The organism is Azospirillum rugosum, from assembly GCF_017876155.1.
Lineage (GTDB): Bacteria > Pseudomonadota > Alphaproteobacteria > Azospirillales > Azospirillaceae > Azospirillum > Azospirillum rugosum.
In genome coordinates this window covers 120,030-144,996 of the sequence record NZ_JAGINP010000023.1, presented here as the reverse complement: position 1 = coordinate 144,996, position 24,967 = coordinate 120,030, and the positions used below count along the sequence as shown (strand labels likewise).

At 69.9% G+C, this 24,967-nt stretch carries 24 protein-coding genes and 1 pseudogene; 16 read left to right on the top strand and 9 right to left on the bottom strand.

The genetic code is table 11. The features are described 5' to 3' along the window. The first annotated feature begins 98 nt into the window (after positions 1-98). Together J2851_RS27320 and J2851_RS27315 are read left to right on the top strand one after the other, a co-directional pair. Positions 99-524 (top strand): RNA-binding S4 domain-containing protein, encoded by a 426-nt coding sequence (locus J2851_RS27320; protein WP_209770282.1) that lies wholly within the window; start codon positions 99-101, stop codon positions 522-524. A 109-nt stretch (positions 525-633) separates the two neighbouring features. Continuing rightward, positions 634-1,365 (top strand): TerC family protein, encoded by a 732-nt coding sequence (locus J2851_RS27315; protein WP_209770281.1) that lies wholly within the window; start codon positions 634-636, stop codon positions 1,363-1,365. Between the two features lie 69 nt (positions 1,366-1,434). Here J2851_RS27315 and J2851_RS27310 read toward each other — a convergent pair whose 3' ends face one another. The 3 genes from J2851_RS27310 to J2851_RS27300 form a co-directional block, all read right to left on the bottom strand. Beyond that, positions 1,435-1,836, bottom strand: a complete 402-nt coding sequence (locus J2851_RS27310; protein ID WP_209770280.1) for a CBS domain-containing protein — start codon at positions 1,834-1,836, stop codon at positions 1,435-1,437. A gap of 112 nt (positions 1,837-1,948) precedes the next feature. Continuing rightward, a complete protein-coding gene (locus J2851_RS27305) occupies positions 1,949-2,563 on the bottom strand; it encodes a DUF938 domain-containing protein (RefSeq protein WP_209770278.1) in 615 nt (204 codons plus the stop codon). 10 nt (positions 2,564-2,573) lie between these two features. Beyond that, positions 2,574-3,773 carry a YbfB/YjiJ family MFS transporter gene (locus J2851_RS27300; protein ID WP_209770276.1) on the bottom strand — a complete coding sequence of 400 codons (1,200 nt, stop codon included), beginning with the start codon at positions 3,771-3,773 and terminating at the stop codon, positions 2,574-2,576. A gap of 140 nt (positions 3,774-3,913) precedes the next feature. On the opposite strand from J2851_RS27300, the gene J2851_RS27295 reads away from it, so the two are divergent. From J2851_RS27295 to J2851_RS27275, 5 genes are all read left to right on the top strand, one after another. Beyond that, complete coding sequence (locus J2851_RS27295; protein ID WP_209770274.1) at positions 3,914-4,837, top strand: LysR family transcriptional regulator; 924 nt, start codon at positions 3,914-3,916, stop codon at positions 4,835-4,837. Positions 4,838-5,060: 223 nt separating this feature from the next. Beyond that, the gene (fdxA, locus tag J2851_RS27290) at positions 5,061-5,399 is read left to right on the top strand and encodes a ferredoxin FdxA (protein WP_209770273.1); all 339 of its coding nucleotides are present in this window, start codon (positions 5,061-5,063) and stop codon (positions 5,397-5,399) included. Positions 5,400-5,713: 314 nt separating this feature from the next. Then, positions 5,714-6,214, top strand: a complete 501-nt coding sequence (locus tag J2851_RS27285) for a CarD family transcriptional regulator (RefSeq protein WP_209770272.1) — start codon at positions 5,714-5,716, stop codon at positions 6,212-6,214. A 191-nt stretch (positions 6,215-6,405) separates the two neighbouring features. After that, on the top strand, positions 6,406-7,233 hold the full coding sequence (locus tag J2851_RS27280) for a hypothetical protein (RefSeq protein WP_209770271.1): 828 nt from the start codon (positions 6,406-6,408) through the stop codon (positions 7,231-7,233). 257 nt (positions 7,234-7,490) lie between these two features. Continuing rightward, positions 7,491-8,396, top strand: coding sequence for an RNA polymerase factor sigma-32 (locus tag J2851_RS27275; RefSeq protein ID WP_209770270.1), 906 nt, complete (start codon positions 7,491-7,493; stop codon positions 8,394-8,396). A gap of 60 nt (positions 8,397-8,456) precedes the next feature. Here the strand turns inward: J2851_RS27275 and J2851_RS27270 are convergent, their stop codons facing one another. Together J2851_RS27270 and paaN are read right to left on the bottom strand one after the other, a co-directional pair. After that, on the bottom strand, positions 8,457-9,074 hold the full coding sequence (locus tag J2851_RS27270) for a phenylacetic acid degradation protein PaaY (protein WP_209770269.1): 618 nt from the start codon (positions 9,072-9,074) through the stop codon (positions 8,457-8,459). Between the two features lie 11 nt (positions 9,075-9,085). Further along, positions 9,086-10,786, bottom strand: coding sequence for a phenylacetic acid degradation protein PaaN (paaN, locus tag J2851_RS27265; protein ID WP_211114450.1), 1,701 nt, complete (start codon positions 10,784-10,786; stop codon positions 9,086-9,088). Between the two features lie 332 nt (positions 10,787-11,118). Here paaN and paaG point away from each other — a divergent pair, with 332 nt between their 5' ends. From paaG to J2851_RS27250, 3 genes are all read left to right on the top strand, one after another. Further along, on the top strand, positions 11,119-11,937 hold the full coding sequence (gene paaG, locus J2851_RS27260) for a 2-(1,2-epoxy-1,2-dihydrophenyl)acetyl-CoA isomerase PaaG (protein ID WP_246500964.1): 819 nt from the start codon (positions 11,119-11,121) through the stop codon (positions 11,935-11,937). After that, entirely contained in the window at positions 11,937-13,463 is a 1,527-nt protein-coding gene (paaH, locus tag J2851_RS27255; protein ID WP_209770268.1) for a 3-hydroxyacyl-CoA dehydrogenase PaaH, read from the top strand. The genes paaG and paaH overlap by 1 nt, the downstream gene beginning before the upstream one ends. Before the next feature lie 179 nt (positions 13,464-13,642). Beyond that, on the top strand, positions 13,643-15,742 hold the full coding sequence (locus J2851_RS27250; RefSeq protein ID WP_209770266.1) for an alpha-galactosidase: 2,100 nt from the start codon (positions 13,643-13,645) through the stop codon (positions 15,740-15,742). 152 nt (positions 15,743-15,894) lie between these two features. On the opposite strand, the gene J2851_RS27245 is transcribed toward J2851_RS27250, so the two are convergent. Further along, complete coding sequence (locus J2851_RS27245) at positions 15,895-16,116, bottom strand: hypothetical protein (RefSeq protein ID WP_209770264.1); 222 nt, start codon at positions 16,114-16,116, stop codon at positions 15,895-15,897. 56 nt (positions 16,117-16,172) lie between these two features. Continuing rightward, positions 16,173-16,343: a hypothetical protein gene (locus J2851_RS27240; protein ID WP_209770262.1), complete on the bottom strand. Its 171-nt coding sequence runs from the start codon at positions 16,341-16,343 to the stop codon at positions 16,173-16,175. 175 nt (positions 16,344-16,518) lie between these two features. On the opposite strand from J2851_RS27240, the gene J2851_RS27235 reads away from it, so the two are divergent. From J2851_RS27235 to J2851_RS27215, 5 genes and pseudogenes are all read left to right on the top strand, one after another. Next, positions 16,519-18,138, top strand: a complete 1,620-nt coding sequence (locus tag J2851_RS27235) for an ABC transporter substrate-binding protein (RefSeq protein ID WP_209770260.1) — start codon at positions 16,519-16,521, stop codon at positions 18,136-18,138. A 240-nt stretch (positions 18,139-18,378) separates the two neighbouring features. Then, positions 18,379-19,398 carry an ABC transporter permease gene (locus J2851_RS27230; RefSeq protein ID WP_209770258.1) on the top strand — a complete coding sequence of 340 codons (1,020 nt, stop codon included), beginning with the start codon at positions 18,379-18,381 and terminating at the stop codon, positions 19,396-19,398. After that, entirely contained in the window at positions 19,395-20,321 is a 927-nt protein-coding gene (nikC, locus tag J2851_RS27225; RefSeq protein ID WP_209770256.1) for a nickel transporter permease, read from the top strand. Before J2851_RS27230 ends, nikC begins: the two co-directional genes overlap by 4 nt. Then, a pseudogene (locus tag J2851_RS27220) lies at positions 20,321-21,157 on the top strand (ABC transporter ATP-binding protein); the annotation flags it as partial. The gene nikC and the pseudogene J2851_RS27220, both read left to right, overlap by 1 nt. A gap of 232 nt (positions 21,158-21,389) precedes the next feature. Continuing rightward, positions 21,390-22,166 carry an ABC transporter ATP-binding protein gene (locus J2851_RS27215; protein ID WP_209770254.1) on the top strand — a complete coding sequence of 259 codons (777 nt, stop codon included), beginning with the start codon at positions 21,390-21,392 and terminating at the stop codon, positions 22,164-22,166. Positions 22,167-22,251: 85 nt separating this feature from the next. Here J2851_RS27215 and J2851_RS27210 read toward each other — a convergent pair whose 3' ends face one another. After that, positions 22,252-22,761, bottom strand: coding sequence for a MarR family winged helix-turn-helix transcriptional regulator (locus J2851_RS27210; protein WP_209770252.1), 510 nt, complete (start codon positions 22,759-22,761; stop codon positions 22,252-22,254). Between the two features lie 135 nt (positions 22,762-22,896). On the opposite strand from J2851_RS27210, the gene J2851_RS27205 reads away from it, so the two are divergent. Next, complete coding sequence (locus tag J2851_RS27205; protein WP_209770250.1) at positions 22,897-23,919, top strand: fumarylacetoacetate hydrolase family protein; 1,023 nt, start codon at positions 22,897-22,899, stop codon at positions 23,917-23,919. Here the strand turns inward: J2851_RS27205 and paaX are convergent. Then, entirely contained in the window at positions 23,898-24,863 is a 966-nt protein-coding gene (paaX, locus tag J2851_RS27200) for a phenylacetic acid degradation operon negative regulatory protein PaaX (RefSeq protein WP_209770249.1), read from the bottom strand. The genes J2851_RS27205 and paaX overlap by 22 nt on opposite strands. Positions 24,864-24,967: the final 104 nt, after the last annotated feature.

The window sequence follows — 24,967 nt, the reverse complement described above, 5'->3', positions numbered from 1 at the left end:
GTTGCGGTGGAGGGGACTGCCGCCCTTTTGCCCTCCACCGCTGAAAGCGGGGGAGGGAGGGACCCGCGCGCCAGCGTGGGGGGGAGGGGGCCGCAGCGATGACCGACCTCCACGACGACCTCGACGACGGCCAACCCGAACCCGGCGCGGGTCGGCTGCGCATCGACAAGTGGCTGTGGTTCGCGCGCTTCTTCAAGACGCGCAGCCTCGCCGCGAAGCTGTGCAACGGCGGCACGGTCCGCGTGTCGGGCACTCTCGTCAGCAAGGCGCACTACGCGGTGAAGCCCGGCGACGTGCTGACCTTCCCGCAGGGGCGGCACATCCGCGTCATCAAGATCGTCGCGCTGGGCAGCCGCCGCGGCCCGGCGGAGGAGGCGCGCACGCTGTACGAGGATCTCAGCCCCCCAGTGCGGGAGGAGGCCATCCAGGACCCCTACCGCGATCCCGCCCCCCGTGACACCGGGGCCGGGCGGCCGACCAAGCGGGACCGGCGCGCGGTGGATCGCCTGCACAGCGAGGACTGATCCGCGGCTCTTTAGAAAAAAGCGCGGCCTCCACCATTGCGCTTCAGGGTCGGCGACCACATCTGCGCGGGCACCGCCGTGTGTGCAGCAGCCGGAGCCGCTTTTCTCAATGCTCGACCTTTTCGCCGACCCGCAAGTCTGGGCCAGCCTTCTGACGCTGACCGCGTTGGAGATCGTGCTGGGCATCGACAACATCATCTTCATTTCGATCATGGCGGCGAAGCTGCCCGTCCATCAGCAGCAGAAAGCGCGGCAGGTGGGCCTGGCGCTGGCGCTGATCACGCGGCTGCTGCTGCTGGCCTCCATCGCCTGGGTGGCGACGCTGACCCAGCCGCTGATCAGCCTGCTGGGCATGGACTTCTCCGGCCGCGACCTGATCCTGATCGGCGGCGGCCTGTTCCTGCTGGCCAAGGGCACCATGGAGATCCACCACACGGTGGAAGGGCACGAGGACGAAGGATCGGCCCCGAAGGTCGCCAGCTTCTCCGGCGTGGTCGTCCAGATCATGTTCCTGGACATCGTCTTCTCGCTGGACAGTGTGATCACCGCGGTCGGCATGTCCAACCACCTGCCGGTGATGATCGCCGCCGTCGTCATCGCCATGGCGGTGATGCTGTTCGCCTCCGGCCCGGTCGGCGACTTCGTCAACCGGCACACCACCGTGAAGATGCTGGCCCTGTCCTTCCTGCTGCTGGTCGGCATCGCGCTGGTCGCCGACGGGCTGGGCTTCCACATCCCCAAGGGCTACCTGTACTTCGCCATCGCCTTCTCCGCCCTGGTCGAGGCGCTGAACCTGATGGCGTCCGCCCGGCGCAAGCGCCGGCGGGAAGCGGTGCACTGACGCCCTCCGCGTGAAAAAGTAAAAGGGCCGCCCTGTCCGGGGCGGCCCTTTTTCATTGGAGGGACCGGCTTACGCCTCGGCGTTCATGTGCTCGTAGGCGAGCTTGAACAGGTCGCGGATGGAGACGATGCCGACCGCGCGCTTGCCCTGGGTGACCGGCAGGTGGCGGTAATGCTTGGAATGCATCAGGGCCAGCGCCTCGCTGGCGTCCGCGTCCGGCGGCAGCGTGTCCGGGTTGCGGGTCATGACCGCCGACACCTCGGTCTCGAACGCGTCGATCTGGGTGGAGAGCACCTTGTTGTTCAGGTCGCGCTCCGTCACGATGCCGACGAGGTCGCCGTGGTTGACCACCAGCACGGCGCCGATGTTCTTCTCCGCCATCAGCTTGGAGACGGTCAGGACCGAGGTGTCTTCCGACACCAGGATGAGTTCCTGCGACTTGACCACGTCAGGAACCAGCTTCCGCTTCATCGTTTCCCCCAAATTGTAATAAGTTTGCGAACTGAAGGCTTGTGGGGAAACAATAGCAAAAGCTCGACGCGCGGAACTGCGGCGGAACACCGCACCTGCGAAGGGAGGAGGCTCAGCGCCGGCGGAGCACGACGGTCAGGTTGTTGGCGGGCATCTCCACCACCTCCGCCAGGGTGAAGGCGCTGGCGGCGCGCTCCACCTCACCCAGGTCGCGCACGCCCCAGGCGGGGTTGCGGCCCCGCAGGCTGGCGTCGAACTCCGCGTTGCTGGGGGCCGTGTGGCGGCCGTCGCGCAGGAAGGGGCCGTAGAGCAGCAGCGGCGCCCCCACCGGCAGCAGGCGCGCCGCCCCGGCGAACAGGCCGAGCGCGGCCGTCCAGGGCGCGATGTGGATCATGTTGATGCAGACGACGGCGTCGGCCCGGTCGATCGGCCAGTCCGCGGCGCTTGCGTCCAAATCCAGCGGATCGCGCAGGTTGGGGAGCATGACGGAGGCGCTCCAGCCACGGACGCTGGCGCGCAGGCCGGGGTCCGGGTCGCTCGGCTGCCAGGTCAAGCCGGGCAGCGCCTCGGCGAAGGCGACCGCGTGCTGGCCGGTGCCGCTCGCCACCTCCAGCACCAGACCTTGCGGCGGCAGGACGCGGCGCAGCACCTCCAGGATCGGGGCGCGGTTGCGCTCCGTCGCGGGGGCGTGCTTGCGGGCGTCTTCAGGGTGCAGCGGGTCGAACATGGGGGAGAGGCTACGCCGGCCCGGCGCCGACGGCAACCTCTGGCGCGGGGCGGCGGGCCGCCCAGGAGCCGGCGAGCAGGAGCAGCGCCCCCACCAGCACCGCAGCCGCGGCGCCGAGCAGGGCCGAATCGAAGCTGCCGGTGCGCGCCACGATCACGCCGGCCGGCAGCGGCCCGATGATCTGGCCCAGGCCGTAGACGGCGGTCAGCGCCCCGATCACGCGGGCCGACGCCCCGCCCGACAGCTGGCGGCCCAGCGTGAAGGACAGCGTGACGATGCCGATGAAGGTGCCGCCGTAGAGTGCCGCGGAGACGACCGCCGCCGCCGGCTGGCCGGTCATCGGCAGCAGGATGCCCGCCGCCTGCACGAGGTGCGCGAGGATCAGCGCCCGCCACAGCCCCAGCCGCCGCCCGGCCGCCGCCCAGATCAGGCCGGAGGGGATGGCCGCCAGCCCGGTCACCATCCAGGCGGCCTCGCCCAGCCGCGCCGTCTCCGGCATCGTCTTCAGGATGGCGACCAGGAAGGTACCGGTGACGATGTAGCCCGCCCCCTCCAGGAAATAGGCCAGCGTCAGCAGAAGCAGCGGCGCCGACCGCAGCGACGTCCCGCCCGCCGGCTTGGCCGGGGTGCCGGCCGCCGCACCAGCAGAAGACGGGACGGGCGGCGGGTCGGTGACCCACAGCCAGGACAGGGCGCCGGCGCCGGTGCAGACCAGCCCAAGCCACAGCCAGTCGCCGCGCCAGCCCAGCCGGTCGCCCATCAGGGCGACGAACAGGCCGCTCGCCGCGATGCCCAGCCCGACGCCGGTGTAGAGCCAGCCGTTCCAGGCCTCGCGCCCCGCCCGCGCCAGCGCGTCCAGCACCATGGCGATGCCCAGGATGAAGATGCCGGCGCTGGCCAGCCCCGACACGAAGCGCAGGACACCCCACGCCGCCATGCCGTCGGTGAAGCCCATGCCGGCGGTGGAGGTGACGCTGGCGATCAGCGCGGTGCGGAAGACCGCGGTGCGCACGGCCCCGTGCGGCACCAGCCCGGCGCCCAGCGCGCCGACGAAATAGCCCAGGTAGTTGAGCGAGGCGAGCAGCCCGGCCCCGTCGGCGCCCAGCCCGGTGGCCGCCTGCATCGCGGGCAGGATCGGCGTGAAGGCGAAGCGCCCCACCCCCATCGCCACGGCCAGGGCCACAATGCCCCCGATCAGCACCCGGACCATGACACGCTTCCTCCAATTCTGTTTTCTTGTTGGGCATGCTCCAGGCGCCATCCTCCCGCGCGGGCGGCTTCGTTTCCAATGAATTGTTTCGATGCTATAGTTCACTGAAAGTGATGGGAGCGGCTCCGGGGAGCGGTGTCATGGATCTCGCGGGTTTGCGTGTGGTGAAGGCGGTGGCGGACACCGGCAGCGTCAGCCGGGCCGCGGAGTCGCTCAACTGCGTCCAGTCCAACGTGACCGCGCGGCTGAAGCGGCTGGAGGAGGATCTGGGCGTCGACCTGTTCCGGCGGCTGAGCCGCGGCATGGCCCCGACGCCGGCCGGCCGCGTGCTCGCCGACTACGCCGACCGCGTGCTGCGGCTGGTCGCCCAGGCCCGCGACGCGGTGGCCGACGCCGCCGGCCGGGGCGGGCGGCTCGCCGTCGGCACTATGGAGACGACCGCGGCGGTGCGGCTGCCGCCGATCCTCGCCCGCTTCCACGCCGACCATCCGGAGGTCGAGCTGACCATCGTGCCCGGCCCGTCGGAAGTGATGGTGGCCGAGGTGCTGGCCGGGCGCGTCGACGGCGCCTTCGTCGCCGGCGCCGTGGAGCATGCGGAGCTGGTCAGCCAGCCGGCCTTCGAGGAGGAACTGGTGCTGGTCGAATCCGCGACCGGCATCACCGCCGAGGCCGGGCGCACCACCCTGCTGGCCTTCCGGCGCGGCTGCGCCTACCGTGCGCGGGCGGAGACGGCGATGCGCGAGGCCGGGCAGGTGCCGTACCGCGTCCTGGAGTTCGGCTCGCTGGAGGCGATCCTGGGCTGCGTCGGGGCCGGCATGGGCGTCGCCGTGCTGCCGCGCGCGGTCGTGGAGCGGGAGCCCTGGCGTGGCATGTTCACCGCCCGCCCGCTGCCGCCGGAGATCGCGCGCATGCCGACCCGCTTCGTGCGCCGCGTGGACACGCCGGAGACGGAGACGCTGCGCGCCTTCCTCGCCGCGGTCGAGGACGGCCCGCCGGCCGTGTCTGCCGTTTTTGCGTCTGCGGCGCAAGCGCCCACACATGCGGCGGGGTTGATCCCATCTTAGGCGGCGTGCTAGGCAAACGCCGCGGTCGGGCTAAGGTCTGTTTGCGGCCACGCGCGCGACGGTTGGCCGTGAACGCCGACCGGCAACGCCGGCGCGGGAACGTTTCGCAAGAGCGTTTCACGGGAACGTTTGGCGGGAACGTTTGGCGGAACGGGGATCGAAGCGACTCGGAACCCGGCGCGAGAACACCGCCGGAACTGGCGAGAACAGCGGAGAACGAATCATGCCCTACGTCGTGACGGACGGCTGCATCAAGTGCAAGTACACCGACTGCGTCGAGGTCTGCCCCGTGGATTGCTTCTACGAGGGTGAGAACATGCTGGTCATCCACCCCGACGAATGCATCGATTGCGGCGTGTGCGAGCCGGAATGCCCGGCCGAGGCGATCGTGCCGGACACCGACGGCAAGGCCGAGAAGTGGATGGAGCTGAATCGCGATTACGCCGGTCAGTGGCCCAACCTGACCCGCAAGAAGGACGCCCTGCCGGACGCCGACTCTTTCAAGGATGAAGACGGCAAGTTCGAGAAGTATTTCTCCGCGAAGCCGGGCACCGGCAACTGAGTCGGGGGCGAATCGGCGGGTGCGCCGATTTCGCCGCCATGCAAAATCGACAGATCGGCTATCGGCGGGCAGCAAAAGAATCCGGACGGCTGCCCGCGCGTAGCCTTTGTAACTCGGCCGTAACATCGCTATAATACGGCCCCGGAGCCGGCCCCAGCGTCATTGCCGGTTTTCCCTTCGCAAAGAGGCTCAGGACAACAATCGCGGCGTGGAGGATCCCATCCCCACGGTGGCATCGTTGTCTCAGGGCCTTTTTCGCCCCCTCCAACGGGGCGGGAAAATGGCGCGATCGCGAGAAGTGAGAGCCAAACCAAATGTCGAACAAGCTTGACTTCGAGGCCGGTGACTTCGTCGTTTACCCGGCTCATGGCGTCGGTCGGGTCGAAGGCATCGAGACCCACAGCATTGCGGGTATGGAGGTTCAGCTCTACGCGATCACGTTCGAGAAAGAGCGCATGACGCTCAAGGTTCCGGTCGGCAAGGCGAAGGCCGCCGGGCTGCGCCGCCTGAGCACGAAGGACCGCATCAAGGTTGCCCTGGAGACGCTGCAGGGCCGTTCGCGCGTCCGCCGCACGATGTGGAGCCGCCGCGCCCAGGAGTATGAGGCCAAGATCAACTCCGGCGACCCGGTGTCCATCGCGGAGGTCGTGCGCGACCTGTACCGCGGCGCCGACCAGTCCGACCAGTCCTACAGCGAGCGCCAGATCTATCAGGCCGCCCTGGAGCGTCTGGCCCGCGAGCTGGCCGCCGTCGAGAAGATCGACGAGCTGAAGGCGACGGAGCGTCTGGAGCTGGTGCTCAAAAAGGCCGCCTGACCGTTCCACGGGGGCTCCCGAGGGTTCTATGTCTTTGGAGGCGCGGCCTTTTGGCCGCGCCTTTGTCTTATGTTTTCGGCTTTCTTCGCGGGTGCGCGCCGCCTAAACTCCCGCCCTGCCGACCGAAGCAGGTTTGCCCCTGAGCAGATTTGGCCAGGTCGGGCCGAGGGATGGAAAGAGCGTGCGCCGGGATGTCTGAACCGCAGAAATTCGTCGATCTCCGCCAGCCGCGCCGCATCTGGGCCATCGGCTCCGTCCACGCGCAGCTGGACCACCTCTACGCCGTGCACGAGGTGGTGGCCTCGCGGTTCGAGCCCGGCGACCGGCTCGTCTACCTCGGCAACATGATCGGCTGGGGCGAGCGCATCCTGGAGACCATCGACGCCCTGCTCGCCTTCCGCATCTGGCTGCTGAGCTGGCGCGGGATGGAGGCCGACGACATCGTCTACCTGCGCGGCGCGCAGGAGGAGATGTGGCAGAAGCTGCTGCAGCTGCAGTTCGCGCCCGATCCGCAGCAGGTGCTGGACTGGATGACCAAGCACGGCGCCGGCACCACGCTGGCCGCCTATGGCGGCACGGTGGAGCAGGGCATGGCGGCGGCGCGCGGCGGCACCATGATGCTGGGCCGCTGGACCCAGGGGCTGCGCCAGGCCATGCAGCAGCGGCCCGGTCACGAAAATGTGTTCAACGCGCTGCGGCGCGCCGCCTACTGCCTCGACCCCGCCCGGGATCCCGACCGGGGAGAGGGCGGCGTGCTGCTGGTCAGCGCCGGCGTGGACGTGCGACGGCCGCTCACCCACCAGGGGGACGCCTTCTGGTGGGGATCGGCGAATTTCGCCCAGATGTCAGCGCCTTACGGTGGCTTTTCGCGGGTCGTGCGGGGCTATGACCCGGCCGGCCGCGGGGTTTCCGTGACCGATTTTGTCGCTACGCTCGACGGCGGCTGCGGCTTTGGGGGGCACCTCGTCTGCGGCTGCCTGTCTCCTTCGGGCGAGATCCTGGACCTGTTCCAGGTTTGACACCATCTCCCCTTTTTCCATCTGCCGTACGTCCCTACACGGATCGATAGGCCACTTAACCATTTGGTAGGGCTGATCCGACGCCCCCCGTTGTGCGTATGATCATGTAACGGGGCGAGGTAACGGCTGTTGTCCCAACCGTCGGCATCCCGTGAAGAACCGACGGACCATCGGACCCAGGGGTCGATCAAGGTCGAGCGCCCCTCAAGGAGTCCGGACCAAGGACAAAGGCCGCCCAGACGGGAAGGAAGGGACGTATGGCGTATATCGACGATCCCGAGACTCAGCGCGCGAACCTGAGTTTCATCAAGGCCTCCATGCGCGAGCCTCTGCTGACTCGTGACCACGAATTCGACCTCGCCCGGAAATGGCGCGAGGCGGGTGACGAGCGGGCGCTGCATGAGCTGGTCAGGGCATACACGCGGCTGGTGGTGGCCACGGCAGCCCGTTTCCGGAACTACGGCCTTCCCATGGGCGATCTCGTCCAGGAAGGCAATGTCGGGCTGATGCAGGCCGCCAGCCGCTTTGAGCCGGACCGCGAGGTGCGATTCTCCACCTACGCGGCCTGGTGGATCCGCTCGGCCATGCAGGACTACATCCTGCGCAACTGGTCGATCGTGCGCACCGGCACGACGGCCGCGCAGAAGTCGCTGTTCTTCAACCTGCGGCGCCTGCGGGCGAAGATCGAAAGCATCAGCCAGGGCAACGGCGGCGGCAGCGGCGGCGGGCTGACCAAGGAGGGCCGGGAGTGGATCGCCAGCGAACTCCAGGTCGACGTCACCGAGGTCGAGGCGATGGAGATGCGGCTGTCCGCGTCGGACCAGTCGCTGAACTCGCCGGTCGCCGACGGGTCCGACGAGGACTGGCAGGATTTCCTCGCCGACCAGCGGCCCTCGCCGGAGGACGTGGTGATCGGCATGCGGGACAGCCGCACCCGGTCGGAGTGGCTGTCCGAGGCGCTGGGCGAACTCAGCCCGCGCGAACGCACCATCATCCAGGAACGCCGCCTGCGCGAGGAAGGCGCCACCCTGGAGGAGCTGGGCCGGGAGCTGGGCGTCAGCAAGGAGCGCGTCCGCCAGCTGGAGCACCGGGCGCTGCTGAAGCTGCGGCAGTCGATGCTGAAGCGCGTCGAAGGCTTCGACGACCTGCTGGCCGATGCGTGAGGGGGGCGACCCCCCTCTCATTCGCTTTGGCGTTTAGCGGAGGAAGGGGGCAGAACCCCGCTACCCTTTCACCTTGTGCAGCGGCTGCACGTCGCCGCTGTCCACCCGCGGCCGGTCGGGTTCCTCTTCGGTCAGCGGGTCGCACTCCACCATGGTGGCGAGCGAACGGCGGGTCAGGCGCTGGTATTCCAGCGTCCCCTCGTGCTTCCAGGCGATCTCGTCCTCGCGCAATTCGCGGACGACCTTGGCCGGTAGCCCCGCGGCGAGCGTGCGCGGGGGGATGATCAGGCCGGCCTTCACGAAGGCCATGGCGGCGACGATGGCCTGTTCCCCGATCACCGCGCCGTCCATGATGACCACGTTCATGCCGACCAGCGCGCCCCGCTTCACGACGCCGCCGTGCAGCACGGCGCCATGGCCGATGTGCCCGTCCACCTCCACCACCGCGTCGTGGCCGGGGAAGGCGTGGAGCGTGCAGTTGTCCTGCACGTTGCTGCCCTCCTCCAGCAGGATGCGGCCGAAGTCGCCGCGCAAGCTGGCGCAGGGCCCAACGTAGCAGCCGGGCCCCACCACCACGTCGCCGATCAGCACGGCCGAGGGGTGGACGAAGGCGGTGGGGTGGATGACGGGCACCACGCCGTCGATCGCATAGACCTTGGGGCGGGGCAGGCTGCTCATGCCTTTCTCCATCAGGCCGCCACCGGGACGCGGGTCTGCACGACGCGGAAGCGGCCGGCCACGAAGGCGAGGTCGCAGAGTGCCGCGTTGCAGGCCGGGTTGGCGCCGGTGCCGTGGAAGTCGCTGAAGGCCGCGGACTGGTTGACCAGCACGCCGCCGGTCAGGTTGACGGACAGGGCGACGCCGGCCTCGGTCAGCGTGTCCTGCACCCGGTCGATGACATCCTGGTCGGTGGAGTAGAGCGCGGCGGTCAGCGCCCCCTTCTCGCGGACGAGGCGGGCGGCGCGGGTCAGGGCGTCGTCGGTGCCCTCAACCTTCACGATCATGGCGATGGGGCCGAACAGTTCCTGCCCGTACTTGTCCTCGTCCTTGGCGTCGAGAACCAGGATCAGCGGCGTGTGGACGCGGGCGTCCGGGAACTTGGGGTGGGCGATGGCGCGGGAGGCCAGCGCGACGGTGCCCAGCGCTTGGGCGTCTTCCAGCCGCTTCAGCGTGGCGTCGGACTGGATGGCGCCCAGCACCTCCACCGCGCGCTCCGGGTCGGACAGGAACTTGTCCGTGGCCGTGGCGATGGCCTGGACGACCTGGTCGAAGCCGAGATGCTCGCCACCCGCCCGGATGCCGTCCTTGGGCACGAAGATCGCCTGCGGCGTCGTGCACATCTGGCCGGAATAGAGCGACAGGGCGAAGGCGAGGTTGCGCGCCATCCCCTTGGGGTCGTCGGTGGAATCGATGATGACCGTGTTGACGCCGGCCTTCTCGGTGAAGACCTGGGCCTGGCGGGCGTTCTGCTCCAGCCAGCTGCCGAATTCGCTGGAGCCGGTGAAGTCGATCAGCGCGACCTCCGGCCGGGTCGCCAGCTCCTTGGTGATCGGCGCGTCGGCGCTGTCGGCGGCGAGCGTCACGAGGTTGGGGTCGAGCCCGGCCGCCGCCAGCACCTCCCGGCAGACCTCCACCGTGATGGCGAGCGGCAGGATGGCGGCGGGGTGGGGCTTCACCACGACGGCGTTGCCGGTGACGAGGCTGGCGAACAGGCCCGGGTAGCCGTTCCAGGTCGGGAAGGTGGCGCAGCCGATCACCACGGCCACGCCGCGCGGCACCACCTCGAACCGCTTGTCCATGACCAGCGGCGGGTTCTTGCCCTGCGGCTTCTCCCAGCGGGCCGACGGCACCTGGTCGGTCATCGCCTTCCAGCCGTAGGCGACGGCCTCCAGCCCGCGGTCCTGGGCGTGCGGGCCGCCGGCCTGGAAGGCCATCATGAAGGCCTGCCCCGTGGTGTGCTGGACGGCGTTGGCGATCTCGAAGCTGCGCTTGTTCAGGCGCGTCAGGATTTCCAGGCAGACGCCGGCCCGGCCGTCCGGCCCGGCCTTGCGCCAGCCGGGCATGGCTGCCTTCGCGGCGGCGAGCAGCGCGTCCAGGTCCGGCTTCGGGTAGGTGACGCCCAGTTTCAGGCCGAAGGGCGAGCGCTCCGCCCCCACGAAACCCTGTCCCGCGGGCTGGTCGAGCGGGAACAGCTTGTTCAGCCGCGCCTTGAAGGCGGTCTCGCCGTCGGCCGCCGCCGTCTCGCCATAGGCGCGCGGGCTCGGCATCTCGGCGAAGGGCGACCAGTAGCCCCGCGCGCGCGAGGCGGCGACGGCCTGGTCCAGGGTCGCGCGGTGGCGCCCATACAGCTCGTGCGGGGATAGGGGCGGGGACAGCGGTTGCGCGGTCATGCGGGCGTCTCCTTCCTCGATTTTGCGGCTGTTCGTTTTCGTTGCGATCGGGCCTGCGCAAGCCGCCGATCGGGGGTTCAGCCATCCCCGAACCTTACATCAGCGCTCCGGCGTCGTGATACCGGATTTCGGAGTATGGCTCTTGATCTGTATCTCTTTGCATCGGTTCGGGGGTCCGTTTTACCGCTTGCCTCGCCAACAATTCCGGTGGGATATTTCACGAAACGGCGAACAGCCACAAAAACTGTATCACATTGATACGACAAGAAGACCCGCAGGAAGGGACAGGCGACCGAGATGGAAACGACCCGTTGCGCGGCGGACATCCGCCCATGAGTTCGGCCATGAATTACGCCAACATCCTGTTCGAGGTGGCCGACGGTGTCGCCACGCTGACGCTCAACCGGCCCGACAAGCTCAACAGCTTCACCAACGAAATGCACGCGGAGGTGCGCGACGCGCTCGCCCGCGTCAAGGGCGACCCGGCCGTGCGCTGCCTGCTGCTGACCGGGGCCGGGCGTGGCTTCTGCGCCGGGCAGGATCTGTCCGACCGCGCCATGGCGCCGGGGGCCATGGGATCGAGCCAGGGGCCGCCGGACATCGGCGCCGCGCTGGAGACGAACTACAACCCGCTGGTCCGCACGCTGCGCGGGCTGGAGATGCCGGTGGTCGCCGCGGTCAACGGCGTGGCCGCCGGGGCGGGGGCGAACATCGCGCTCGGCTGCGACCTCGTGTTGGCGGCGAAGTCGGCGAGCTTCATCCAGGCCTTCTGCCGGCTGGGGCTGATCCCCGACGCGGGCGGCACCTGGCTGCTGCCGCACCGCGTGGGCACGCAGCGCGCCATGGCGCTGGCCATGCTGGGCGAGAAGCTGTCGGCGGAGGAGGCGGAACGCATCGGCCTGATCCACAAGGCGGTGGACGACGCGGAGCTGATGCCGACCGCGACGGCGCTGGCCCGGCAGCTCGCCACCCAGCCGACCCGCGGCTTGGCGCTGACCAAGCGTGCCATCTATGCCGCGGCGACCAACACCATGGACGAGCAGCTGGACCTGGAGCGCGACCTCCAGCGCGAAGCGGGCCGCACGGCGGACTATCGCGAGGGCGTCACCGCCTTCCTGGAAAAGCGGGCGCCGACGTTCGAGGGCAAGTGATGGTCCCCCTCGGCCGGGGGGACACCATAGCCGTCGTCGGCTGCGGCGCCATGGGGGCCGGCATCGCCCAGGTCGCGGCGGCGGCCGGGCACCGCGTCCTGATGGCCGACGCGCGCCCCGGCGCCGCGGCCAAGGCGGCGCAGGGCATCGGCGAGGCGCTGGCCAAGCTGGTCGCCCGCGGCCGGATGACGGAGGCCGCCCGCGCCGACCTCCTCGGCCGCCTCCGGCCGGTGGACGGGCTGGCCGACCTCGCGCCCGCCCGGCTGGTGGTGGAGGCCATCGTCGAGGAGCTGGAGGCCAAGCGCGCCCTGTTCCGGGAGCTGGAGGGCGTCGTGGCGCCGGACGCGATCCTCGCCACCAACACCTCCTCCCTGTCGGTCACGGCCATCGCAGCACCACTGACACGGCCGGAGCGCGTCGCCGGGCTGCATTTCTTCAACCCCGCGCCGCTGATGGCGCTGGTGGAGGTGGTCAGCGGGCTGGCGACCGACCGTGCGGTGGCCGACACGCTGTTCGCCACCGCCGCGGCCTGGGGCAAGTGCCCCGTGCACGCCCGCTCCACCCCCGGCTTCATCGTCAACCGCGTGGCCCGGCCCTTCTACGCCGAGGGGCTGCGCGCCTTGCAGGAGCAGGCGGCCGACCCGGCGACGCTCGACGCGGTGATGCGGGAGTGCGGCGGCTTCCGCATGGGGCCGTTCGAACTGATGGACCTGATCGGCCACGACGTGAATTTCGCGGTGACCCGGTCGGTCCACGCCGCCTGTTTCGGCGACCCGCGCTACCAACCGTCCCTGATCCAGCAGGAGCTGGTGGAGGCCGGGCGGCTGGGGCGCAAGACCGGCCGCGGCGTCTACGACCACAGCTCTGGCGCTTTGAGGCCGGCGGCGGCCGACCTGCCGCAGGTCCCCCGCCCGTTCCGCGTGGTGGTCGAAGGCCACCTCGGCCCGGCGCAGGGGCTGGTGAGGGCGATCCGCGAGGCGGGCATCGCGGTTGAGGAGCGGGACGGGGCGGGGACGCTGCTCCTCGACGGGGTGACGCTGGCCCTGACCGACGGGCGCAGCGCCACCCGGCGCGCGGCGGAGAGCGGATGCCGGGACCTCGTCCTGTTCGACCTCGCCCATGACTATGGAACGGCGACTCGCGTCGCCATCGCGGCGGCCGACGGGGCGTCGGACGGGGCCATCGCCGCCGCGGCCGGGCTGTTCCAGGCGCTGGGCAAGCGCGTGTCGCGGCTGGACGACCTGCCGGGCCTGCTGGTCATGCGCACCGTCGCCATGCTGGCGAACGAGGCCGCCGACGCCGTGCTGCACGGGGTGGCGAGCGCGGCCGACATCGACACGGCCATGACCAAGGGGGTGAACTACCCCACCGGGCCGCTGGCCTGGGCCGAGTCGATCGGGCTCGACCGCGTCGTCGCGGTGCTCGACGCGCTGGCCGCCACCTACGGCGAGGATCGCTACCGGGCCTCGGCGCTGCTGCGCCGGAAGGTGTGGGGAGGAACCACGTTCCATGACCGATCCGGATGACGCGCAACGGGTCGCCGAGGCGGTTGGCCGGGCCATGCTCGCGTAGGTTGGGTGAAGGCGCAGCCGCAACCCAACACGGTTCCCAGCGCGGTGATGTTGGGTTCCGCTGACGCTTCACCCAACCTACGATGCCAAAACCTACGATGCCCATGGAAAGGGGCACCACACGGAGGGGCGTCATGACGGAGCGGGTGGTCCATCTGGGGGGCGGCGGGATCAGCGTCGCACTCGGGGTCGGGGACGTCGCGCGCCTGCTCTACTGGGGGCCGGCGCTGCCCGACGGGGTGGACGAGGCCGGCTTGCGCGGGGCTTTGCCGCCCTCCGGGCTCGACGCGCCGATGGTGCCGCCGTTGCTGCCGGTGTCCGGCTGGGGCTTCTGGGGGCAGCCGGCGCTGTCCGGCCGGCACGCGACGGGCGGCTGGGCGCCCCGGCTGCGTGTGGCGGATGTTGACGCAAGCGCCTCCCGAGCCCGGATCGAGCACGCGGCGGAGGACGGCTCCCTGGCCGTCGCGCTGGTGCTGGACCTCGACGCCGAGACCGGCGTGCTGCGGACGGAGGCGGAGGTCGTCAACCGCGCCGCCGAGCCCTATCGCCTGGACTGGTGCGCCGCCCTCTGCCTGCCCCTGCCGGCCTGGCTGGAGGAGGCTCTGCTCTCCGAAGGCACCTACATCCGTGAGTTCCAGGAGCGGCGGGTCCGCCTCAGCATGGGCGTGCTGCTGCGGGAGAACCGGCGCGGGCGCACCAGCCACGACGCCTTCCCCGGCCTCGTGCTGGGGGAGCGTGGGTTTGGTGTGGCGCACGGTACGGTCTGCGGCTTCCACCTGGGCTGGAGCGGCAACCACCGCCTGTCCGTGGAGACGCGGCCGGACGGCACGCGCATCCTGCAACTCGGCGAGCTGCTGCATCCGGGGGAGGTGGTCCTGGCGCCCGGCGAGGTCCACCGCACGCCGCCGGCCTACGCGGCGCTGGCGGAGGATGGCTTGAACGGGCTGATGGCCCGCACCCACGGCCATGTCCGCCGCCGCATCCTGCCGCGCCAGCCGTTGCGCCCCCGCCCGGTGCATCTGAACATCTGGGAAGCCATCTATTTCGGGCACGAGCGCGGCGCGCTGATGGACCTGATCGACCGGGCGGCGCGGGTGGGGGTGGAGCGCTTCGTCATCGATGACGGCTGGTTCCACGGCCGGGTGAACGAACGCGCCGGGCTCGGCGACTGGTGGCCGGACGCCGGCAAGTACCCGGACGGCCTCGCCCCCATCGCCGACGCCGTGCGCGCCCGCGGCATGGAGTTCGGCCTGTGGGTGGAGCCGGAGAACGTCAACCCCGACAGCGACCTGTTCCGCGCGCATCCCGACTGGATCCTGGAGCTGCCGCAGGCCGCCGACCCTGCGCGCCCGCCAGCGCCCTGGCGGCAGTATGTCCTGGACCTCGGGCGGGCGGAGGTGGCGGACTATCTGTTCGACCGGATCGACGCGCTGCTCCGTCCGGGTTTCATCGCCTACCTGAAATGGGACATGAACCGCGACATCGCTCCGGCGGCGGTGGCTGGGGAACCGGCCTGGGGCCGGCATGTCCGGGCGCTCTACGCGCTGATCGACCGGCTGCGCGCCGCCCACCCCGCCGTGGAGATCGAGACCTGCGCGTCCGGCGGCGGCCGGGCCGACTGGGGCATCCTGGAGCGGACGGAACGCGTCTGGGTCAGCGACAGCAACGACGCCCACGACCGGCTGGCGATCCAGCGCGGCTTCGGCCTGTTCTTCCCGCCGGAGGTCATGGGCGCCCATGTCGGGCGGGAGCGCTGCACCGTCACCGGCCGCCGCAACGACCTGGGCTTCCGCGCCGCCGTCGCCCTGTTCGGCCATATGGGCGTGGAGTGGGACATCCGCGGCCTGGACGACTCGGAACTGGCAGACCTCGCCGCCTGGATCGCGCTGCACAAGCGCCACCGCGCGCTGCTGCACGGCGGCCGATCGCTGCGGCTGGACCTGGACGGGGCGGAGGCCACCGGGCACGGCGTGGTTTCCGAGGATCGCCGGGAGGCGCTGTTCCTCGTCGCGCGGCTGGTCACCCGGCCAGTGCCGATCCTGGTGCGTCTGCCGGGGCTCGATCCGGAGGCAACCTACGTGCTGCGCGTGCCGGAGCCGGTGCCCGACGGCGCGCTGCCCTGGGGCCGGGAAAGCCCGCCGCTCAGCGGGCGGATGCTGGGGTTCGGAGGGGTGCGCGTGGCGCTGGGCCGGCCGGACACGGCGGTGGTGTTCGCGGTGGAGCGGGTGGGGTGAGTGGGGTGGTGGGGAGTGGTTGCACTGGGCCCCCACCCTAACCCTCCCCCACCTTCGGCGAGGGAGGGGACTGCCGCCGCTCCGCGACCAAAGCCCCTCCCCCCGCGAAGTGGGGGGAGGTTGGGAGGGGGCCCCAACTCCCGGCGCTCACCTCACCCCGCCTGCACGCTGTTGTCCTTGCGGCGCGACAGCTGCAACTGCCCCTCCAGGCACTTCACGTAGGTGGTCTTGCCCATCTTCAGGTTGTCGCAGACGGTGACGAGCGCCCGCGGGATCGCCGCGAACTCCTTGGAGCCGCGCGACTGCGTGTTGTAGGCGGCGAGGTGCTGGCGCAAGGCCTCCTTCGACACCGGCTTGCCGTCGTTCCCGATCATGATGCTTCCCGCGCGTGGTGGTCCCGCCCGACGCTACGCGCAAGGGGCAGGGGGCTTCAACCGTCCTTGCGGTCCTCGGGGCGTTCGCCGGTGTCGTCCTTCGGCGTTCCGCCGTCGCCGGTCCAGTCGTCGGTGATGTATTTCTGCGCGTCGCTGATCTTCTCCACCTCGTCGCGGCTCGGCGGCTTGGGCACGCGCGACTGGCCGTTTTCGTGGTCCTGGTCCATGACGGTCCTCCTTGTGGTCGGAGTGATGTGGAGGGTGGGGCGGCCCCGGCAAGACCCTTATGACCCGCCGCCGCTTGACAGACCGTCCCGTGCCGCCGGATCATCGCTGCGGTTAGTGCCAAGAATTCCAAAGAGAATTCGATCCGTCTGGGCTCTCGCAGGGAGTATGGAGATCATGAATCCGTTTGCTCGCCGCCTCGTCGGCGCGGCCGTCATTGCCCTTGGTGCGGCAGCCGTCACCGCCATTGGCACCAGCGCCGGTCCGGTCCTGGCGGAGACGCCAAAGGACACCTTCGTGATGGCCTGGCAGTTCGACGACATCGTGACGCTCGACCCCGGCGAAATCTTCGAGCTGTCGGGCGCCGAATACGGCTCGCAGGTGTATGACCGTCTGGTCACCTTCGACGTCAACGACGTCAGCAAGATCAACGGCCACGTGGCGGAAAGCTGGACCGTCTCCGACGACGGCAAGACCTTCACCTTCAAGATCCGCGACGGCATCAAGTTCCATTCCGGCAACCCGCTGACGGCCGAGGATGTGGCCTGGTCGTTCCAGCGCGCCGTGAAGATGAACAAGGGCCCGGCCTTCATCCTGACCCAGTTCGGCCTGACGCCGGAGAACGTGGACCAGAAGGTCCGCGCCACCGACCCGCGCACCCTGGTGTTCGAGACCGACAAGGCCTACGCGCCGACCTTCGTGCTCTACTGCATGACCGCCGACGTCACCTCCGTCGTCGATGCCAAGCTGGTCAAGACCAAGGAGGTCAACGGCGACTTCGGCAACGCCTGGCTGAAGACCAACTCCGCCGGCTCCGGTCCCTTCGTCCTGAAGCAGTGGAAGGCGAGCGAGCTGCTGTCCTTCGACGCCAACCCCAACTATTGGGGCGGCGCCCCCGCGGTGAAGCGCGTCCTGGTCCGCCACATCGCGGAGCCGGCGACCCAGCGCCTGCTGCTGGAAAAGGGCGACGTGGACGTGGCCCGCAACCTGAAGCCGGAGCAGTTCGAGCCGCTGCGCGGCAACGACAAGATCCGCATCGTGCAGTCGCCCAAGGGCACGCTCTACTACTTCGGCCTGAACCAGAAGAACGAGATCCTGGCCAAGCCCGAGGTGCGCAAGGCCATGAAGTACCTCGTCGATTACGACGGCATGGCCAAGACCATCATGAACGGCCTTGGCACCGTCCATCAGGCCTTCCTGCCCAAGGGCTTCCTGGGGGCGGTCAACGACAACCCCTATAAGTACGACCCGGCCAAGGCGAAGGAGCTGCTGAAACAGGCGGGCTATCCCGACGGCTTCAGCATCACCATGGACGTGCGCAACACATCGCCCAGCATGGACATGGCCCAGGCCATCCAGGGCAGCGCCGCGGCGGCGGGCGTGAAGATCAACCTGCTGCCGGCCGACGGCAAGCAGGTCGTCACCAAGTACCGCGCCCGCAACCACGACATGCTGCTGTACCAGTGGGGTGCCGACTACCAGGACCCGCACACCAACGCCGACACCTTCGCGGCCAACCCGGACAACAGCGACAACGCCAAGGCCAAGCCGCTGACCTGGCGCAACGCCTGGGACATCCCGGAGCTGACCAAGAAGACCGAGGCCGCCGTGCAGGAGCGCGACACCGCCAAGCGCGCCGCCATGTACGACGAGCTTCAGCGCACGGTGCTGGACGACTCGCCCTTCGTGATCATGTTCCAGCAGACCGAGGTGATCGCGGAGCGCAGCAACGTCAGCGGCCTCGTCTGGGGCCCGAGCTTCGACAGCAACTACTACTGGAAGGTCAGCAAGAAGTAGGCTGACCTTTATCTCTCCCGCACTTCATTCCCTCTCCCCTCTGGGGAGAGGGTTAGGGTGAGGGGGATGCGCTTTTGCCGGACGTGCGGGAGGTGCGGGACCCCCTCACCCGGCCCTGCGGGCCACCCTCTCCCCAGAGGGGAGAGGGACTGCCCCCTCACCCTTCCCTCTCCCCGGAGGGGAGAGGGAATTTCTTTTGAACCAGGGTGAAGCTTGGCCGCTATTTTGAAACGTCCGGGGGTGCCGGGACGGCGCCATGTGGTGCGGGGGGCGAGTTTGCTCGCTTCCGTCGCGCTGACCTTCCTCGGGCTGCTGCTCGTCACCTTCCTGATCGGGCGGGTGGTGCCCATCGACCCGGTGATCGCCGTGGTCGGCGACCGCGTGTCCGCCGACACCTACGCCCGCGTCCGGCAGGAGCTGGGGCTGGACCTGCCGCTGTGGCAGCAGTTCCTGCGCTACGTCGGCGACGTGCTGCAGGGCGACTTCGGCACGTCGGTGCTGACCTCCCGCCCGGTGCTGGAGGACGTGCTGCGCGTCTTCCCGGCGACGCTGGAGCTGGCGACCGCCGCCGTGATCATCGGCGTGGTGCTGGGCGTGCCGGCCGGCGTGATGGCCGCGGTCCACCGCGGGCGCTGGCCGGACCATCTGATCCGGGTGATCGGGCTGATCGGCCATTCGATCCCGGTCTTCTGGCTGGGCCTGATGGCTCTGCTGGTCTTCTACGCGCGGCTGGAGTTCGCGCCGGGGCCGGGGCGGGTGGATGTCTTCTATGAAGGCGTCGTCGATCCGGTCACCGGTGTCATCACCGTCGACGCTCTGCTGGCCGGCGAACCGGACGTGTTCTGGAACGCGCTGTACCATCTGATGCTGCCGGCCTCGATCCTCGGCTATTACAGCGTGGCCTACATCGCGCGCATGACGCGCAGCTTCATGCTGGACCAGCTTCGGCAGGAGTACATCACGACGGCCCGCGTGAAGGGCCTGTCGGAAGCGCGGGTGATCTGGCGCCACGCGCTGGGCAACATCGCGGTGCCGCTGACCACGGTGGTGGCGCTGTCCTACGCCGGCCTGCTGGAGGGCTCGGTGCTGACGGAGACGGTGTTCGCCTGGCCGGGGCTGGGGCTCTACATCACCAACTCGCTGCTCAGCGCCGACATGAACGCGGTGCTGGGGGGCACGCTGGTGGTGGGTGCGGTCTTCATCGGCCTGAACCTGCTGTCCGACCTGCTGTACCGACTGCTTGATCCGAGGGCCCGATGAGCGTCCACACGCAAGCCTCCGCGGCCGGTGCCGGCGGGCTCCGCGCCTGGCTGACGACGGAGACGCCGCAGTCCCGCACCCAGGCGAAGCTGGGGCGGCTCTACCTCGGCTGGCTGACCTTCACGCGCAACACGCTGGCGGTGGTCGGGCTGGGCATCGTGCTGCTGCTGGTGGCGATGGCGGTGCTCGCGCCGTGGCTCGCCCCCTACGACCCGCTCGCCCAGGATCTCGGGCAGCGGCTGCTGCCGCCGAGCGGCGCGCATTGGCTGGGCACCGACGCCTTCGGGCGGGACATCCTGTCGCGCATCCTCTACGGGTCGCGCCTGACGCTGATGATCGTCCTGCTGGTCGCGGTGACGGCGCCGGTGGCCGGGCTGCTGATCGGCACGGTCGCCGGCTATCTCGGCGGCTGGGTCGATACGGTGCTGATGCGCGTCACCGACATCTTCCTGGCCTTCCCGAAGCTGATCCTGGCGCTGGCCTTCGTCTCGGCGCTGGGGCCGGGGATCGAGAACGCGATCATCGCCATCGCCATCACCTCCTGGCCGCCCTACGCCCGCATCGCGCGGGCCGAGACGATCACCATCCGCCGCAGCGACTTCATCAGCGCCGTGCGGTTGCAGGGGGCGTCCAAGGCGCGGATCATCCTCGGCCATGTGGTGCCGCTCTGCTCCTCCTCGCTGATCGTGCGGGTGACGCTGGACATGGCGGGCATCATCCTGACCGCGGCGGGGCTGGGCTTCCTCGGCCTCGGCGCGCAGCCGCCGGCGCCGGAATGGGGCGCCATGATCGCCACCGGCCGCCAGTATGTGCTGGAGCAGTGGTGGGTCGCCACCATGCCCGGCATCGCCATCTTCGTGGTCAGCCTGGGCTTCAACCTGCTGGGCGACGGCCTGCGCGACGTTCTGGATCCGAAGGGCTGATGAGCGACAAACCGTTGTTGGAGGTCGAGAACCTCCGCATTTCCTTCCCGACCCGCACGGGCGTGACGCAGGCGGTGCGCGGCGTCTCCTTCACCGTGGGGCGGGAAAAGCTGGGCATCGTCGGCGAGTCGGGCTCCGGCAAGTCGATGACCGGGCGGGCCATCCTGCGGCTGGTCCCCTCGCCGGGCATCGTCACCGCCGACAAGCTCGCCTTCCAGGGCGAGGACCTGCTGACCGCACCCGAGAAGCGGCTGCGCGACATCCGCGGCCGGCGCATCTCCATGGTCATGCAGGATCCGAAATTCTCCCTCAACCCGGTCATGACCATCGGCGCCCAGATCGCCGAGGCCTACCGCGTCCATTCCAAGGCCAGCAAGGCGGAGGCCAAGCAGCGCACGCTGGAGATGCTGGAGGCCGTGCGCATCCGCAACCCGGAGCGCGTCTACGGCCTCTACCCGCACGAGGTGTCGGGCGGCATGGGCCAGCGCATCATGATCGCCATGATGCTGATCCCCAACCCCGACCTGCTGATCGCCGACGAGCCGACCTCCGCGCTCGACGTGACGGTGCAGATGCAGGTGCTGGCGATCATGGACGAGCTGTGTTCGAAGCGCGGCATGGGCATGATCTTCGTCAGCCACGACCTGAACCTCGTCGCGTCCTTCTGCGACCGCATCCTGATCATGTACGCCGGCCGCGTCGTGGAGACCTGCCGCGCGTCGGAGCTGCACGCGGCCAAGCACCCCTACACCCGCGGCCTGCTCGACAGCCTGCCGCGCCTGGACGACACGCGGGCGGAGCTGCCGGTGCTGGCCCGCGACCCCGCTTGGTTGGAGGATATCTCTCCCTCTCCCCTCCGGGGAGAGGGTCGGGGTGAGGGGGATGTCGGGGGACCGGAGAGTTCGGCAAAAGCCGGGGCCCCCCCCCCCCCCCCCCCCCCCCCCGGGGGGGGGGGGGGGGGGGGGGGGGCCATGTCGGGGGACCGGAGAGTTCGGCAAAAGCCGGACCCCCTCACCCTAACCCTCTCCCCAGAGGGGAGAGGGGACGAGGGCTGGCGGAGGATCAGCGATGATCACCGTACAGGACCTCCGCGTCACCTTCGGCCATGGCGCCGACGCCGTGACGGCCGTCCAGGGCGTGTCCTTCGACGTGAAGCCGGGCGAGAGCTTCGGGCTGGTCGGCGAGTCGGGGTCGGGCAAGTCCACGGTGCTGCGCGCCGTCGTCGGGCTGAACCACGACTGGACCGGGACCATCGCCGTGGACGGCAAGCCGCAGACGCGGCACCGCGACAAGGCCTTCTTCAAGTCCTGCCAGATGGTCTTCCAGGACCCCTACGGCTCGCTCCACCCGCGCCACACCATCGACCGCATCCTGGCGGAGCCCATCGCCATCCACCGGCTGGGCGACGCCGACGCGCGGATCGACCGGAGCTTGCGCGACGTCGGCCTGGGGCCGCAGTTCCGCTTCCGCTATCCGCACCAGCTCTCCGGCGGGCAGCGCCAGCGCGTCGCCATCGCCCGCGCCCTGGTGCTGGAGCCGCGCGTGCTGCTGCTGGACGAGCCGACCTCCGCGCTCGACGTGTCGGTGCAGGCGGAGATCCTGAACCTGCTGAAGCGCCTGCGGGCGGAGCACGCCCTGACCTACGTGCTGGTCAGCCACAACCTGGCGGTCGTCGCCGGCATGTGCGACCGGCTGGCCGTCATGAACCGCGGCCGCATCGTGGAGGAGATGGACGCGGCGTCCTTGCGCCGCGGCGAGGCGCGGGAGGGCTACACGCAGCAGCTCCTGCGCGCCAGCCAGGGCTACGACCGCGCGGCGGCCGACAGCTTCAAGGATTTTGCGTGAGCATCGTAGGTTGGGTGGAGCGCAGCGAAACCCAACAGCGTCTGCGTGGCGGCGTGTGTTGGGTTGCGCTGGCGCTCCACCCGACCTACGGGGTGTTGGGGGTGGCGGCCAGCTGGTCGGCCTGGGCTTGCAGCTTGATCAGCAGGCGGTCGAGCTGCGTGGCCTCCTCCTCCGTCAGGGCGCTGGTCAGCTGCGCCTCGTAGGCGAGTGCCAGGGGCACGATCTCCGCGTAAATCTCCAGGGCCTTCGGCGTCAGGGTCAGCAGGGCCTTGCGCCGGTCGGTGTCGCCCGATTCGCGCAGGATCAGCGCCGAGTCGAGCATGCGGCTGATGGCGCGGCTGACCTGCACCTTGTCCATGGCCGTGCGCTGCGCGATCTCCCCCGCGCTCAGCGTTTCCCCGCTGCCGAGCACGGCGATGATGCGCCATTCCGGGATCGTGATGCCGAACCGCTTGTCGTAGAGCTTCGCCACCGTGTGGCTGACCACGTTGGACAGGACCGAGACGCGGTAGGGCAGGAAGCGGGTCAGGTGAAGCTTCGCGGTCCCGGTTGATGAGGGTTCGGTGTCGCTGCGCTTGCGCCGGGGGGAAGCCATGGGTCGTCGGGCCTGAGGTTGGAGAGGTTGCGGACGGTTGCAAAGCACCATCCTGCGCCGCGATTTTCTGCTTGCAACAGTTTCAGTTGAAACTAGCTTCAAGGACAACAGGAACAAGGGGAGGAGAGACCCGGCATGAAGCTGGCAACCCTGAAAGAAGGCGGCCGGGACGGCACGCTCGTCGTGGTGTCGACCGATCTCGCGCGCTGCCGCGCCGTGCCCGATATTGCCGCGACCTTGCAGGCGGCGCTCGACGACTGGGCGGCCGTGGCGCCGGCGCTGGAGGAGGCCTACCGCGCCCTGAACGCCGACCCGGCGGCGGGGGAGCCCTTCGACCCTGCCAAGGCGGCCTCGCCGCTGCCGCGCGCCTACCAGTGGGCGGACGGATCGGCCTACGTCAACCATGTGGAGCTTGTGCGCAAGGCGCGCGGGGCGGAGATGCCGCCGAGCTTCTGGACCGACCCGCTGATGTACCAGGGCGGCTCCGACGGCTTCCTGGGCCCCCGCGACCCGATCCCGGTGGCGGACGAGGCCTGGGGCATCGACTTCGAGTCGGAGATCGCGGTGGTCACCGGCGACGTGCCCATGGGCGTGTCGGCGGACGAGGTGGCCGGGCACATCCGGCTGCTGATGCTGGTCAACGACGTCAGCTTGCGCAACCTGATCCCGGCGGAGCTGGGCAAGGGCTTCGGCTTCTTCCAGAGCAAGCCGGCCTCCAGCTTCTCCCCCGTGGCGGTGACGCCGGACGAGCTGGGCGCGGCCTGGGACGGCCGCAAGCTCCACCGGCCGCTGGTCACGCACCTGAACGGCGACCTGTTCGGCCGGCCCGATGCCGGCGTGGACATGACCTTCGACTTCCCGACGCTGGTGGCGCACGCGGCGAAGACGCGGAGCCTCGTGGCCGGCTCCATCATCGGGTCGGGCACCGTGTCCAACAAGCTGGACGGCGGGCCGGGCAAGCCGGTGAGGGAGGGCGGGGCCGGCTATTCCTGCATCGCGGAGATGCGCACCATCGAGACGATCCGGGACGGCAAGCCGCAGACCCCCTTCCTGCGCTTCGGCGACCGCGTGCGGATCGAGATGTTCGACGCGGCCGGCGCGTCCGTCTTCGGCGCCATCGAGCAGGAGGTCGTGCGTTACAGCCGGACGTCCGGCTGACCGTCCCCGTCGCCGTCCGTCAGGCCGCCGAAACGCGCGTCGAAGGACGGCTGCGCCTCCGGCAGCGGGCCGTTGGCGGTGGTCAGCGCGGTCATCAGGAAGGATTCCGACGGCTGGCGGAGCCGCCGGTACAGGTTGCGCGCCAGGGTGCGCGCCTCCTGCCCCGGCCAGTCCGGCGGCAGCAGGTCGGGCGGCAGCATCGGGTCGCGCAGCAGGATGCGGCGGAAGTCATGGATCATCAGCGTGCGCAGCACGAAGGCGACGCGCGGGTCGGTGGCCTCGTCCGCCGCCAGCGCTTGCCAGACCGGGCGGAAGCGGCCGAGGAAGCCGGCGTAGTCGTGCTCCAGCCGGTCCACGTCCCAGAAGCCGCGCACCATCTCGCGCAGCGCGCCGGGGCCGGCGGCGCGGTCGTGGGTGGCCTTCAGGTGCACCACCTTGTCGGCCACGCCCAGCTCTCCCAGCAGGCGGTGCATCGCCGCCTCGTCGTAGTCGGGATGGGCGAAGACGTTGGGCGCCGCCGCCCCGAAGCCCAGCCAGACCAGTTCCCGCCGCAGCCGGTCGCGCGACTCCGCGTCCAGCGCGGCGGGGGGCAGCATCAGCAGGTGCCAGCCGCGGTCCCACACCCGGTTCAGCGGGGCGTAGACGCGCCGGCCCGCCGCCGCGAAGCGCTCCTGTCCGCTTTCCGTCACGCGGTAGTAGCTGCGCCGGCCGATCTGCGTGTTGATCAGCCAGTCGTCCTTGCACAGCCGGAAGACGGAGGTGCGGACGATCCGCTCGCTCAACCCGAAATGCGCCAGCAGCTCGATCAGGCTGCCCAGCCATGCCGACCCGCCATGCGGCAGCACCGCGTCGCCGTAGACCGTGACGATCAGCGACTTGGCGCGGGGCGCGATGGTGTCGAGCAGCGGTGCGACGAGGTCGTCCGGGCGGCGGGGGCGGGGCATGCGGCGGGGAACTCTCGGCTGGGCGACCACATGATGCATAGGTGGCACATGATACATATGTAGCCGGAACAATGGCATGGTTTGTGTCACGAAATCCGACGGTT